The sequence below is a fragment of the Micromonospora sp. NPDC005710 genome, assembly GCF_040630995.1.
Classification (GTDB): domain Bacteria; phylum Actinomycetota; class Actinomycetes; order Mycobacteriales; family Micromonosporaceae; genus Micromonospora.
The window spans coordinates 150,275-162,661 of record NZ_JBEXYP010000002.1; the positions used below are offsets into that span (position 1 = coordinate 150,275).

Here is a 12,387-nt window from a genome sequence, read left to right on the forward strand (position 1 = left end):
CCGGCGATCCTAGACGCCAGGCTCAGGACGGGTCGATCGCCGCCGCCGTCTCGCCGATCAGCAACGCGGCGTCGTCCGGGACGTTCCGCTTCAGCACCGCGAGGGCGACCTGACCCAGCTCGTGGTGCAGCACGGCGGTGCCGACGAAGCCGACCGCCCGACCGTCGAGGGTCACCGGCGTACCGGCCACCGGCGGCTGGTCGGTGGTCACCCCGTCCAGGTGCAGCAGTACGAGGCGACGCGGCGGCCGGCCCATGTTGTGCACCCGTGCCACCGTCTCCTGCCCCCGGTAGCAACCCTTGTCCAGGTGCACCGCCGGGGCGATCAGGTCGACCTCGGCCGGAATCGTCCGGTGGTCGGTGTCCACCCCGACCCGGGGCTGCCGGGCGGCCACCCGGATCGCCTCGTACGCCCAGAGCCCCGCGACCGGGACGCCAGCGCCGCGCAACTCCGCCACCACCTGATCCATCGCCGAGCGGGGCACCAGCAGGTCCACCCCGAGGGGACCCCGCCGGGCCCAGCCGCCGATCGGCAGCGGTCGTACGTCGTACCTGACGCTCGCCCGCTGTGGCACGGCACCGTGCGGGAACTTCGGACCCGGCACCGCTACCACGTCCGGCGCGGCCAGCCCGGTCACGCCGAGCGTGCCGAGCGCGTCCGTGGCCGCCGGCCCGACAAGCGACAACAGCGCGCGCTCGGCCGTCGCGTCGCGGGGCTCGACCCTGCTGAAGAACCGCATCTTCTCCAGGTAGGTCAGCAGGCCCTCGGTGGCACCGGGCTCGGTGTCCAGCCAGGCGGTCTCGCCGTCCTCGGCGACCATGGCGTGCTGCTCGACGTGGCCGTGCGGCGACAGCACCAGCAACTCGGTGCCCTCGCCCGCGGAGAGCGCGGTCAGATGCTGCGAGGTGACCGTGTGCAGCCAGCCGGCCCGTTCCTCCCCGGGCACCGCGATGACCCCGCGATGCGACCGATCCACCAGACCGACGGCGGTGTCCAGGGTGCGCTGCTCACGCAGCGGGTCGCCGTAGTGCGCGGCCACCCCCCGCACGCCAGCCGCCACGTGCGCCGGATCCGGCTGGTCACGGCTGGCCTCGTCGATGCTCTCGACGGCCACCGCACCCGCGATGTCGATCATTTCTCGTCCCCGTTCTCGCAGCGTGCGCAGACGCCGAAGAGTGACACGTGCCCGATGTCCACCCGGAACCCGCGCTGCGCGACCAACTGGTCGGCGAGAGGACGGAGCAGCTCGGGATCGATCTCGTCGATGGCGCCGCACTCCCGGCAGACCAGGTGGACGTGTTGGTGTTCACCGGCGGCGTGATAGGTCGGTGAACCGTGCGACAGGTGCGTGTGCGTGACCAGACCGAGCCGTTCCAGCAGCTCAAGCGTGCGGTAGATGGTGGTGATGTTGACCCCGGCGGCGACCTCCCGGACCGCTGTGTGCACCTGCTCCGGGGTGGCGTGGCCCAGGTCGAGCACCGCCTGGAGGACGAGCTGCCGCTGGGCCGTCAGCCGCAGCCCACGGGCCCGCAGCATTTCCGCGAGGGAGGATTCGGACACCGTCCGATCATAGTTCGGCCACCGGGCTGTTCCCCGCACCGCGATCGATCACCGCTACGCTGCACTGTCATGGTGCGGTCGTCCTCCGGGCACGCCGCGGCCGACCGGGCCGCGCGGATCGCCGTCCTCGGCCGGGGCGCGGTGCCGCCCGGCGAGCCGGTGCTCCGCGGTGACGACCTCGGGGTGCTGCACGGCGACGGGCTCTTCGAGACCATGCACCTGCGCGACGGCCAGCCGTGGCTGCGCGACGAACACCTGGCCCGAATGACCACGGCCGCGGCCGCCGTCGACCTGACACTGCCCCCCACGGCCGCGCTCGTCGACCTGCTCGACGAGGTACGAACAGGCTGGCCAGCGCCTGTGGAAGGCGCACTTCGGTTGGTCTGCACCCGAGGCCCGGAGGCCGGCGGCCCACCCACCGTCTACGCCACGCTGACCGAGGTGCCCGCGTCGTCGCGGGCCGCCCGGCGGGACGGCATCGGTGTGGCCACCCTGCCGTTGGGGCTGCCCGCCGCCGCCCGCAACGGGCTGAGCTGGCTGCCGGCCGGCATCAAGTCCACGTCGTACGCGGTCAACAGCGCCGCCCGCCGCTGGGCCCGCCGGACCGGCGTGGACGACGTGCTCTGGATCTCCTCCGACGGGTACGCGCTCGAAGGCCCCACCGCCAATGTGGTGTGGCTCACCGACGACACGCTCTGCACGGTGCCGGCCGCCAGCACCGGCATTCTCGCCGGCACCACGGCGACCTGGCTGCTCGCCCACGCCGCCGAGCTGGGCCTGAACGCCGCCGAGCGGATGGCCACCAGCGCCGAACTGCACGCGGCGGACGGCGTGTGGTTCACCTCGTCACTGCGCGGAGCCGCCGAGGTCCACACCCTGGACGGGGTGCGTCGAGCTCGCTGCCCGCGCACCCCCGCCCTACAGGCCCTGCTGGGTCACCCCGTCTAGCCGGCCGCCGACCGACCAGGTCAGCCGCCGACCCGGACGAGACGGGCCGACAGGTGCGGGCTGAGCCCGTGCCCCATGGCCGCCATCTCCTGGGCGTAGAGAAGCGCACCCTCGACGATGCCGAAGAGCCGGTGCCCGCCGGTGACCTCCTTGGCGGTCGGAGTCCGGATCACCGCGTCGGTGGCGAACTCGACCTGCGTGCCGGTGCGCTTGCCCAGGTGCAGCTCCATCACCCCGGTCGGGGTGGTCAGCAGCGCCTCCAGCTCGTCGGTAGCCCGCCCGTCCACCAGCACCGGCCGCCACCAGCCCACCTCGCGACCGGCCGGACGGACCGGTTTGCTGTGCTCGTCGAGGATCCAGGCACGCGACTCGTAGTGCAGGAACGGTCGGCCGTCGTGGCTGATCCGGATCTCCTGCGCGTAGTCGAAATCGTCGATCGTGGGAAAGCCACCCTTGCCCCGACCACGCCACAGACCGATGTACGGCAGCAGGGCGTCCAGCGCGGGGTGCAGCTTCGGCCCGACCCGCAGGTCGTGGCTCTCCTCGAACGGGTACTCCTCGACCGGCGGCGCGTTCAGCCACGGCGGCTGCAGCGGGTTCTCGCTCACTGGACCACCTTCGTTCGCGACTGCGGGGCTCGCAAACCCGGCTCACTCCTCGCGCTCACCGGACCACCTTTGTTCGCGACTGCGGGGCTCGCAAACCCGGCTCACTCCTCGCGCTCACCAGCGTCCTCTCGAAATGCGTACGGCAAGGTAGACCAGGCCACCGGCGAGCCCGCCCAGGCCAGCGACCAGCAGGCTGACAAACCCGATCTCGGTAACCATCCCGGCCATCCTATGCTGGGCCCATGGCTCGCAGTCTCGTCGTCAAGGCCACCGCGGGGGCGGACGCCCCGGAGCGGTGCGCGCAGGCATTCACAGTCGCCGCAACGGCTGTCGCGGCGGGAGTGGACGTCTCACTCTGGCTGACCGGTGAGTCGACCTGGTTCGCGCTGCCCGGTCGCGCCCAGCAGTTCGACCTGCCGCACTCCGCGCCCCTGGCCGAGTTGTTGCACGTCATCCTGACCAGCGGCCGGGTGACGGCCTGCACGCAGTGCGCGGCCCGGCGGGAGATCGGCCCGGACGACGTGCTCCCCGGGGTCCGGATCGCCGGGGCCGCGGTCTTCGTCGAGGAGGCGTTGGCCGAGGGCGCGCAGGCGCTCGTCTACTGACCCCACGACGGCGCTGGGTCGATCCGAGCGGAGTTCCGATACCGACCCGACATCTCGGACGGCTGCCTACGATTCGGATGTGACCGAGGCGGCGGAGAGGTTCTTCGAGGCACTGCCGTCGCGCGCCCCCGAGGTGCTGGGTGGCCTGGCCGACGGCACCCTCCAGATAGACCTCGGCGACGACCACCGGACCGAACACTGGCTGGTCCGGATGCGACCCGGGTCGGTGCAGGTCAGCCGGGGCCGCGGCCCGGCCGACGCCATCTGGTACAGCAGCGCCGCCCTCTTCGACCGGCTGATCACCGGCGAGGCCCAGGGGGTCGCGGCGGTGCTGCGCAACGAGAGCACGTTCAGCGGGAACGTGGTGCTCTTCCTCGCCTTCCGCCGGTTCTTCCCGAACCCGCCCGGCACCCGCGACCCCCGCGAGACGGCCCGTCGAGCAGCCGGACGACTCGGGTGAAGGACCTCGTCAGCATCCTGGACGGCAACACCTTCCTGGTCAGCGACCGGCGTGGGGACATCGAGCCGTCCTACGACTTCCCCACCGGGCTGTTCTCCTTCGACACCCGCTTCCTGTCCACCTGGGTGCTCACCCTGGACGGCGAACGGCTGCACGCCCTCTCCGTCGACGACAGCGAGTCGTACCGCACCAAGTTCTTCCTCGCCCCCGGCGAACCCACGCACTACCTGGACGCCAAGGCGTCGGTGATCCGCAGCCGCGCGATAGTGGGCAGCTTCGAGGAGAACCTGACAGTGCTGAACCACCTCGGCGCGGAGGTCGAGTGCACCGTCCGGCTCGAGATCGGAGCGGACTTCGCCGACCTGTTCGAGATCAAGAATTCCCGGCAGAAGCGCGGCCGGACCACCGTCACGGTTGCCGAGAAGGAGCTGCGGCTGACCTACCGGCGGGAGGCGTTCCACCGGGAGATGGTGGTCAGCACCACAGCGCCCGCACAGGTCGACGAGACCGGGATGACCTTCCGGATCCGGATCGCCCGCAACGACAGCTGGACCACCCGGCTGCACGTGTCGAGTGTCGTCTACGGGGCCCGGGGTGAGGACATCCGGGCCACCCTCCCGTACGGCGGAAGCCGCAACGCCGACGCCATCCGGGCCGAGCAGCAGGAGCTGATCGACCGGGCGCCGAAGCTCGGCTGCGACTGCGAGCCACTCGCCGGGGCGTACCGGCGCAGCCTCAACGACCTGGCCGCGCTGCGCTACGAGTCGATCGCCCTGGGCGTACGGCTGATCGCCGCCGGACTGCCCTGGTTCATGACCCTGTTCGGCCGGGACAGCATCATCACCTCGTTGCAGGTGCTGCCGTTCCTGCCGGAACTGGTCCCGCCGACCATCGTGATGCTGGCCGGACTACAGGGGCAGCGGGTGGACGACTTCCGGGACGAGGAGCCCGGCAAGATCCTGCACGAGCTGCGGTACGGGGAGACCGCCGGCTTCGAGGAGCAGCCCCACTCGCCGTACTACGGTTCGGCCGATTCGACGCCCCTGTTCATCATCCTGCTCGACGAGTACGAGCGGTGGACCGGTGACGCCGCACTCGTGCGCCGGCTGGAGCCGCAGGTCCGCGCGGCGTTGGAGTGGATCGACACCTACGGTGACCTGCTCGGCACCGGCTACCTCTGGTACCAGACCCGCAACCCGGAGACCGGCCTGCAGAACCAGTGCTGGAAGGACTCCTGGGACGCCATCTCGTACGCCGACGGTCGGCTGCCCGGGTTCCCCCGGGCCACCTGCGAGTTGCAGGGCTACGCGTACGACGCGAAGATCCGGGCCGCCCGGCTGGCCCGGCAGCTCTGGAACGACCCGGAGTTCGCCGACGAGTTGGAGCGACAGGCAGCCGACCTGAAACGGCGGTTCGACAGGGACTTCTGGATCCCCGACGGTGAGTACTACGCGCTGGCGCTGGACGCCGACGGCCGGCAGGTCGACGCCCTCACCTCGAACATCGGGCACCTGCTGTGGAGCGGCATCGTGGACGAGTCGCGCGCCGGCAAGGTGGTCGAGCACCTGCTCGGGCCACGACTGTTCTCCGGCTGGGGGGTGCGGACGCTCGCCATGGACGAGGGACGCTACAACCCCATCGGCTACCACGTGGGTACGGTCTGGCCGTTCGACAACTCGATCATCGCCTGGGGGTTGTGGCGGTACGGCTTCCGGGACGAGGCCGGGTTGCTCTGCGACACGATGCTCGCGGCGTCCCGCTACTTCGAGGGTCGACTGCCGGAGGCGTTCGCCGGCTACGCCCGGGACCTCACCGACTACCCGGTGGAATACCCGACAGCGTGCAGCCCGCAGGCCTGGTCGACGGGCACCCCGCTGCTGCTGCTGCGCGTGATGCTGGGGTTGGAGCCGCAGGGCGAGCACCTGATCATCGACCCGGCCGTGCCGCCGGGGATGGGTCGACTAGAACTGCTGGACATCCCCGGCCGGTGGGGCACCGTCGACGCGTTGGGCCGCAGCCGTGACCCGGAGGACCGGCCGGGCACCGGCTGACCCGGGCCGCCTCCCGGTTCAGCTCGGGCAGCCGACGGTGGCGGCGAGTCGGGTGGTGTCCGGGCCGATCTCGGCCAGCACGGTGACAGCGCCGGTGCGGTACGCGTACACCGGGGGTTGGTCCAACAGGGGGGCGTTACCGGCCAGTGGGGCGAGCGCGGCCGTCGAGGCCACCGGGCCGGGGCCGTTCGCGGACCACGCGGTACGGGCGAACCCGCCGCCCGGGCAGGGGGCGGTGACCAGCTCCGGCGCGGCGTCACCCGGCCGGTCCAGTGCCCGCAGCGCGGCGGTCAGCGCGGCGGTCTCCGGGCCGGCAGCGGCGGCCGGAGGCGGCGGATAACCCGCGCCGACCGGCCGGCAACCGGTGTCGACGACGAGTCGTACCCGGCCGTCGTCGGTCGGCCGACCGTTCACCGAAACGAACTCTCCGGCGTCGGCGCGCAGCTCGGGGCCGTCCACCCCGGGCCCCACCCCGGCCCGCCAGCCCGCCGGCAGCCGGTCGGCGATGCCGGCCAACACGGCCTGCTCGTCACCGGTCGCCGCGAGCACCCCGACCTCGCGCCGCAGCCTCGCCCCGTCGGCGAACGGGGTGACCCGGCAGCCGGACGCGATCCGCGCCGGGCCCAGCTCCAGCAGAGCAGCCGCACCCGCCGCGCGGACCAACTCGCCGACCGCCCGGTCGACCACCTGACCAGCCTGGTCAAGGGAACGCTGTTCGCGCACTGTTGGTGGGTCGTCCCGCACCGACAGCCAGGCGAGCCCGGCCAGCAACACGGCCCAGGCCACCGTCCCGGCCAGCAGCCAACGCCGCCGCGACCGGGCCGGCGCCGGCGCGGCGGGGCCGGCCGACGAAGCCCAACCCGTCTGGACAGCACCGCTCACCCGGCCATGGTGTCACGCGCCCGCCGCCCGCCCGCCGGCGGAGGCGGACGGCCAGACCGCCCGCGACTGCGGATCAGCGATCGTCGGGCCGGGGCGGCCCGTCGAGCCGATAGCCGACCCCTCGCACGGTGTGCACCTGCGGCCCGCCCGGCAAGCTCCGCAACCTGCGGCGCAGCCGCTTGATCGCGGACTGCAGCACGGCGGTGTCCGCGCCACCCAGCGCGGCGGCGCAGAGCTGTTCGTAGGTCCAGACCACCAGCGGCGGGCCGACGAGCAGAACGAGCAGTTCCCGTTCGGTGGGAGTCAGCGGGAGTGGGTCGCCGCGCCAGGTGACCAGCTGCCCAGCCCGGTCGACGACCAGCTCACCCCACTCCACCAGGCCCCTCGCCTCGGTGAGCGGACGGACCGGCTCCGGGCCCGGCGATGACAACAGCACGCGTAGCTCGGTCAGATCGGAACAACTGAGCACCGGGGCGCGCCCGTCGAGTTGGCTCAGTATCCGCTCCCGCATCGCCACGTCCGTGCCGACGCAGAGGACGATGGGGACCCCTTCGCCGGACCCGCCACCTTCATCCCTGAATTCCACCCAAAGATAGTGACGTACGCCGATGGGTTTCGACACCCGTACGGCGCGCCGGCACGCCGCGGAGAAACGACCGGGGCCAGCCACCCAAGGAGGGTGACCGGCCCCGGTCGATCAGAGCATGGGTCAGGCGACGGTGACGGCAACCTCGTTGACACCCCGGCCGGCAGTGACGGCGGTGTCGCCGTTGCCGTGCCGGGACAACGCCCGCAGCGTCCAGGAACCAGGCGCGGCGAAGAACCGGAACTGCCCGGCGGCCGAGGTGACCACCTCGGCGGTGAACTCACCGGTCGAGTCGAGCAGCCGGACGTACGCGCCCGGCACCGGCTCGGCCTCGGCGGACCGGACGATGCCGGTGATGACGGTTTCCTTCTCCAGGTCCAGGCTGGCCGGCAGCGGCGCGGCCTGGTCAGGTGCGGCGCAACCCGCGGCGATGGGAAGAGTCATGATCACGCCTCCCCGGGTTCGTCGCCGAGCGCGACCGGCACGCCGACGAGCGAGCCGTACTCGGTCCAGGAACCGTCGTAGTTCTTGACGTTGCGGTGACCCAGCAGCTCCTGGAGCACGAACCAGGTGTGCGACGAGCGCTCACCGATCCGGCAGTAGGCAATGGTCTCCTTGCCGTCGTCGAGCCCCGCGTCGCCGTAGATCTTGCGCAGCTCGTCGTCGGACCGGAAGGTGCCGTCCTCGTTCGCCGACTTGGACCACGGGACGCTGATCGCGGTGGGGATGTGGCCGGCCCGCTGCGCCTGCTCCTGCGGCAGGTGGGCGGGGGCGAGGAGGCGACCGGCGAACTCGTCGGGGCTGCGCACGTCGACCAGGTTCTTGGTGCCGATCGCGGAGACGACCTCGTCGCGGAAGGCCCGGATGGAGACGTCCGGCTCCTGCGCGACGTACTGCGTCGCCGGGCGGGACACCGCGTCGGTGACGAGCGGGCGGGCGTCCAGCTCCCACTTCTTGCGGCCACCGTCGAGCAGCTTCACGTCGCCGTGGCCGTAGAGCTTGAAGTACCAGTAGGCGTACGCGGCGAACCAGTTGTTGTTGCCGCCGTACAGGATGACGGTGTCGTCGTTGCTGATGCCCTTGTCAGAGAGCAGCGCCTCGAACTGGGTCTTGTTGACGAAGTCCCGGCGGACCTGGTCCTGCAGGTCGTGCTTCCAGTCGATCTTGACGGCGCCGGCGATGTGGCCGGTGTCGTAGGCCGAGGTGTCCTCGTCGACCTCGACGAAGACGACGCCCGGGGCGTCGAGGTTCTTCTCGGCCCACTCGGCCGAAACGAGTGCGGTGTCGCGACTCATCGAATCACTCCCTGGTGAGGATGGATGGTGAGCCAACGCGCGCGAATCGATGGACGTTTTTGTCGCACCACGCGCGGGACCCAGCGGAAGGACGGGATCACGGGATCGTGCGACGGCGCCGCTGCCGGGCGTTCGGTGGGATGACCGGAGGGTGTGAGAACCCTGTGCCGGTGGCCGCCGTCAGGCGGCCGGAGACAGCCCCGCCGTCAGATGACGGGGCGACACAGGCAGGTGGCCACGCGGCACAGGTCGACCGCGCGCCGTTTGGTGAGGTGGGTCCCCATGGCCAGGGAGCCTACCAGCCAGTGACCGAGCTGCCACTCAGCCGACCACCATCCGGGAATCGCCGGGCCGCCGAGGATGTCGGCGGCCCCGGCGATCCGGTGTCAGTTGACGGAGTTGATCGGCACGTTCTTGGCGTCGCCGGTGACCGCCAGCCCTTCCGGCAGTGGCCGGACCTCCCGGACTGCGAGCTGGAACGGCAACTCGGGGAGGGGCACGTCGATGGAGATGCTCTTGGCGTAGTTGCTCAGGAAGGCCCGGGCCAGCGGCAGGTTCGGCAGACCTGCGGCGTCCAGGTCGTTGAACCGCAGCGCTACCGCGCCGTTGTCGGCGACTGTGACGTCGGCGGTGCCGCTGATGGTGAGCTTCTGACCGAGGATGTCGGCCGGGGCCTTGACGGTGAGCTTGCCGTTCTGCTCGCCGAGGGTGAGACCCGGGCGGTTCAGCAGCGCGGCCAGACTCTCGTAGCTGATCGTGCCGGCGCCGCTGACGGTGTCCGCGACGATGTCGCCCTGGCCGGTGCGAAGCGTGTCCAGCGAGGCCCGGACGTTGCGGGCCGTCACGTCGAGGACCGGCAGCCGGACGGCGTCGCCCTCGACGGATGCCTGCACGTCCCGCAGGTTGATGGTGATCCGCTGGTAACGCCCGTCGAGCACCTGGGTGAGGAACGGGGTCCCGCCCACCTCCACCTCGGGAGCGGCGGACTGCGCGCCCTGCTTGGCGATCTCCTGACGTACGCGGTCGCCGATCATCCTCTCGGCGACCCCGACCGCGACCCGGTCGGCGACCACGAGCAGGCCCGCCAGCAGCAGGAGCAGAACGAACAGCCCGATGAGCAGCTTGCGGCCACGGCGTCGGGGTCGCGCCTCGTCCACCGGATAGTCCTGCGCCACGCCGCCTCCTGTCTCCGCCCGTCGCGCCGCGACGGGTCGTTCGTACCGACGCCGCGGGGGCGGCGCACCCGTAGGTACCCGACCGCCTCCGCGCTCAACCGTGACTCAGAGGAAGAGCATGCACATGGCGTACGCGGCGGGCGCCGCCAGGGCGAAGCCGCCGAGCGGGCCCTGCATGTGCCGGGCCACCCACATCGTGGGCGGTTCGCCGGCCATCAACCGGCCCGCCTCCGCGTACCCCACGGCGAGGTCGGAGAGGACGGCGGTGACCGCCGCGACCAGGCCGATCACGGCGGCCCGGGTCGGCGTGAACGGAGCCACCAGGTAGCTGCCGAGGAGGGCGCTGGTCAGCGTGCCGACCATCGCGCCGGCCACCACACCGGCGGCGCCTCGGGGCACCTGCGGGGCGAGCCGGGGCCACGGCAGTACGGCGTCGGTGAGCCGGGCGACGGTGAGCGCGACTCCGCTCGCGGTCAGGCAGACGGCGATCGCCTGGGTGCCGGCCGGGATCCGGCTGAGCACGATCAGCGTGCCGAAGGCCACCACTCCGACCACGATGAGCAGCGTGGCGCCGAGGGAGTCGGTGACCCTGACCCGGTCGACCCGACGCACCAGCTGGCCGAGCACCGCGGCGAGGAACCCGCCGGCGGCCAGGTAGCCGAGCGGCGCCAGGCCCGCGACGTCGGTCTGCACCGCGGCGATGTCGGCGAGCGCCGCGACGGCGGCGCTGATCCCGGCGACCACGAGCAACGCGGGGGGACGCATGGCCATCGTCCAGGCGAGCACGAACAGGAGTTGGACGCCGAAGATGACGACGGCGAATGGCAGCCGGTGACCGGGGCCCGACGTCTGCGCGCCGAGCACCAGGCCGACGCCGAGCAGCGCGGCGAAGCCGGCGATGGTCAGCGCCAACTGGCGGTCCACCTCGACCGGGGGGATGACCTCCTCTTCCGGCTCGTCGATCTCGTCTTCGGACCGGCGGGCCGGCTCGCCCGAACGACGGGCACGGCGAGGCCCACCTCGTTCGCGGCGATCGCCATCGGTGGTGGCCGGACCGGTACGCGGCGCGGGCGGTTGGCCGCGCGTCGGTGTGGTGGCCGGGCCCGGTTGGGGCCCGGCGGGCCACGATTCGCGGCCGGCCTCGGGCGAGGTGGAGGGAAACACGACCCGATCGTGCCAGACCGACCGCCCGAGGCGGTGGTCAAGGGTTTCGGCGACGTTAAAATCCGTGCCACGATCAGGGGCAAGATAGACAAACAGGAAATGGCCTGACGGCGCGGCCGGGGCGATCGGTTACTCTCAACGCGTTACCCGCCCGTCAGCGACGCCGGGACCACGCAATTTCTCAGCGCACTCCTTGATGAGTGCGACTGGTCGCGTGCGGCCTCGCGCCGCCGGGACGGAGGTGATCGTGGAGATCCTGCTGCTGGTGACCGCGCGCGCAGGTGAACCGTCGGCTGTGCTGCCGGCACTTGACCTGCTGCCGCACTCGGTCCGTACCGCGCCGCGTGATGTTCGCACCCTGGTCGCGGGCCCCAGCCCCGACGCGGTGATGGTGGACGCCCGATCGGAGTTGAGCGAGGCCCGGGCGACCTGCCGGATGTTGCACGCCACCGGGCTCGGCGTGCCGCTCGTCGCGGTGGTGACCGAGGCCGGTCTGATCGCGCTCAACGCCGACTGGGGTGTCGACGACGTCATTCTCGCCTCGGCCGGCCCCGCCGAGGTCGAGGCGCGGCTGCGGCTCGCTGTGGGCCGGCTCAGCAACGCGACCGCCGGTGCGGGTGGCTCGATCCGGGCCGGCGAGTTGACCATCGACCCGGACACTTACGCGGCCAAGCTCAAGGGCCGCCCGCTCGACCTCACCTACAAGGAGTTCGAGCTGCTGAAGTTCCTGGCTCAGCACCCGGGCCGGGTGTTCACGAGGGATCAGCTCCTGCGCGAGGTCTGGGGCTACGACTACTTCGGCGGCACCCGCACCGTCGACGTGCACGTCCGGCGTCTGCGCGCCAAGCTCGGCTCGGAGTACGAGTCGATGATCGGCACCGTCCGCCAGGTCGGTTACAAGTTCGTGGTTCCGCCGTCGCGGTCGCTTGCCGAGCCGGAGCACGCGCCCCTGCCGGTCTGAGCCGTGGACCGCAGTGGGTGATTTCCCATATGCCCTTTTTGCGCAGCTTGGCAGTTTTATTCTGACTGCCGGGTTTGTCGGAGAAAGGGGCG

At 71.7% G+C, this 12,387-nt stretch carries 16 protein-coding genes; 5 read left to right on the top strand and 11 right to left on the bottom strand.

Features of this window, described 5'->3' with window-relative positions:
- Nucleotides 1–22: 22 nt before the first annotated feature.
- Both ABZ406_RS03000 and ABZ406_RS03005 read right to left on the bottom strand, forming a co-directional pair.
- On the bottom strand, nt 23–1,135 hold the full coding sequence (locus ABZ406_RS03000) for a folate-binding protein (protein WP_357755635.1): 1,113 nt from the start codon (nt 1,133–1,135) through the stop codon (nt 23–25).
- The gene (locus ABZ406_RS03005; RefSeq protein ID WP_357755910.1) at nt 1,132–1,536 is read right to left on the bottom strand and encodes a Fur family transcriptional regulator; all 405 of its coding nucleotides are present in this window, start codon (nt 1,534–1,536) and stop codon (nt 1,132–1,134) included. Before ABZ406_RS03005 ends, ABZ406_RS03000 begins: the two co-directional genes overlap by 4 nt.
- Nucleotides 1,537–1,629: 93 nt before the next feature.
- On the opposite strand from ABZ406_RS03005, the gene ABZ406_RS03010 reads away from it, so the two are divergent.
- A complete protein-coding gene (locus ABZ406_RS03010; protein WP_357755637.1) occupies nt 1,630–2,508 on the top strand; it encodes an aminotransferase class IV in 879 nt (292 codons plus the stop codon).
- Nucleotides 2,509–2,528: 20 nt separating this feature from the next.
- Here ABZ406_RS03010 and ABZ406_RS03015 read toward each other — a convergent pair whose 3' ends face one another.
- The gene (locus tag ABZ406_RS03015; protein WP_357755639.1) at nt 2,529–3,116 is read right to left on the bottom strand and encodes an FABP family protein; all 588 of its coding nucleotides are present in this window, start codon (nt 3,114–3,116) and stop codon (nt 2,529–2,531) included.
- Nucleotides 3,117–3,230: 114 nt separating this feature from the next.
- Complete coding sequence (gene mtfM / locus ABZ406_RS03020; RefSeq protein ID WP_030327764.1) at nt 3,231–3,335, bottom strand: small membrane protein MtfM; 105 nt, start codon at nt 3,333–3,335, stop codon at nt 3,231–3,233.
- A gap of 23 nt (nt 3,336–3,358) precedes the next feature.
- Between mtfM and ABZ406_RS03025 the strand changes: the two genes are divergently transcribed.
- The 3 genes from ABZ406_RS03025 to ABZ406_RS03035 all read left to right on the top strand — a co-directional run bounded on the left by ABZ406_RS03025 (nt 3,359) and on the right by ABZ406_RS03035 (nt 6,232).
- Nucleotides 3,359–3,721 (top strand): DsrE family protein, encoded by a 363-nt coding sequence (locus ABZ406_RS03025; RefSeq protein ID WP_357755641.1) that lies wholly within the window; start codon nt 3,359–3,361, stop codon nt 3,719–3,721.
- A 79-nt stretch (nt 3,722–3,800) separates the two neighbouring features.
- Entirely contained in the window at nt 3,801–4,181 is a 381-nt protein-coding gene (locus tag ABZ406_RS03030) for an SCP2 sterol-binding domain-containing protein (protein WP_357755643.1), read from the top strand.
- Nucleotides 4,178–6,232, top strand: a complete 2,055-nt coding sequence (locus ABZ406_RS03035; protein ID WP_357755645.1) for a glycogen debranching N-terminal domain-containing protein — start codon at nt 4,178–4,180, stop codon at nt 6,230–6,232. The genes ABZ406_RS03030 and ABZ406_RS03035 overlap by 4 nt, the downstream gene beginning before the upstream one ends.
- A gap of 18 nt (nt 6,233–6,250) precedes the next feature.
- Here the strand turns inward: ABZ406_RS03035 and ABZ406_RS03040 are convergent, their stop codons facing one another.
- The 7 genes from ABZ406_RS03040 to ABZ406_RS03070 all read right to left on the bottom strand — a co-directional run bounded on the left by ABZ406_RS03040 (nt 6,251) and on the right by ABZ406_RS03070 (nt 11,334).
- Nucleotides 6,251–7,114, bottom strand: coding sequence for a hypothetical protein (locus ABZ406_RS03040; protein ID WP_357755646.1), 864 nt, complete (start codon nt 7,112–7,114; stop codon nt 6,251–6,253).
- Nucleotides 7,115–7,187: 73 nt separating this feature from the next.
- Complete coding sequence (locus ABZ406_RS03045) at nt 7,188–7,631, bottom strand: winged helix-turn-helix domain-containing protein (protein WP_357755911.1); 444 nt, start codon at nt 7,629–7,631, stop codon at nt 7,188–7,190.
- A 192-nt stretch (nt 7,632–7,823) separates the two neighbouring features.
- Nucleotides 7,824–8,144 (bottom strand): DUF1416 domain-containing protein, encoded by a 321-nt coding sequence (locus ABZ406_RS03050; protein ID WP_130405043.1) that lies wholly within the window; start codon nt 8,142–8,144, stop codon nt 7,824–7,826.
- Between the two features lie 2 nt (nt 8,145–8,146).
- On the bottom strand, nt 8,147–8,995 hold the full coding sequence (locus ABZ406_RS03055; protein WP_357755648.1) for a sulfurtransferase: 849 nt from the start codon (nt 8,993–8,995) through the stop codon (nt 8,147–8,149).
- Between the two features lie 206 nt (nt 8,996–9,201).
- Nucleotides 9,202–9,279: an Ms5788A family Cys-rich leader peptide gene (locus ABZ406_RS03060; protein WP_310503780.1), complete on the bottom strand. Its 78-nt coding sequence runs from the start codon at nt 9,277–9,279 to the stop codon at nt 9,202–9,204.
- A gap of 102 nt (nt 9,280–9,381) precedes the next feature.
- Nucleotides 9,382–10,170: a DUF2993 domain-containing protein gene (locus tag ABZ406_RS03065; protein WP_357755650.1), complete on the bottom strand. Its 789-nt coding sequence runs from the start codon at nt 10,168–10,170 to the stop codon at nt 9,382–9,384.
- Between the two features lie 105 nt (nt 10,171–10,275).
- Entirely contained in the window at nt 10,276–11,334 is a 1,059-nt protein-coding gene (locus ABZ406_RS03070) for a hypothetical protein (protein WP_357755652.1), read from the bottom strand.
- 241 nt (nt 11,335–11,575) lie between these two features.
- On the opposite strand from ABZ406_RS03070, the gene ABZ406_RS03075 reads away from it, so the two are divergent.
- Complete coding sequence (locus tag ABZ406_RS03075) at nt 11,576–12,295, top strand: response regulator transcription factor (RefSeq protein WP_357755912.1); 720 nt, start codon at nt 11,576–11,578, stop codon at nt 12,293–12,295.
- The last annotated feature ends 92 nt before the right edge of the window (nt 12,296–12,387 follow it).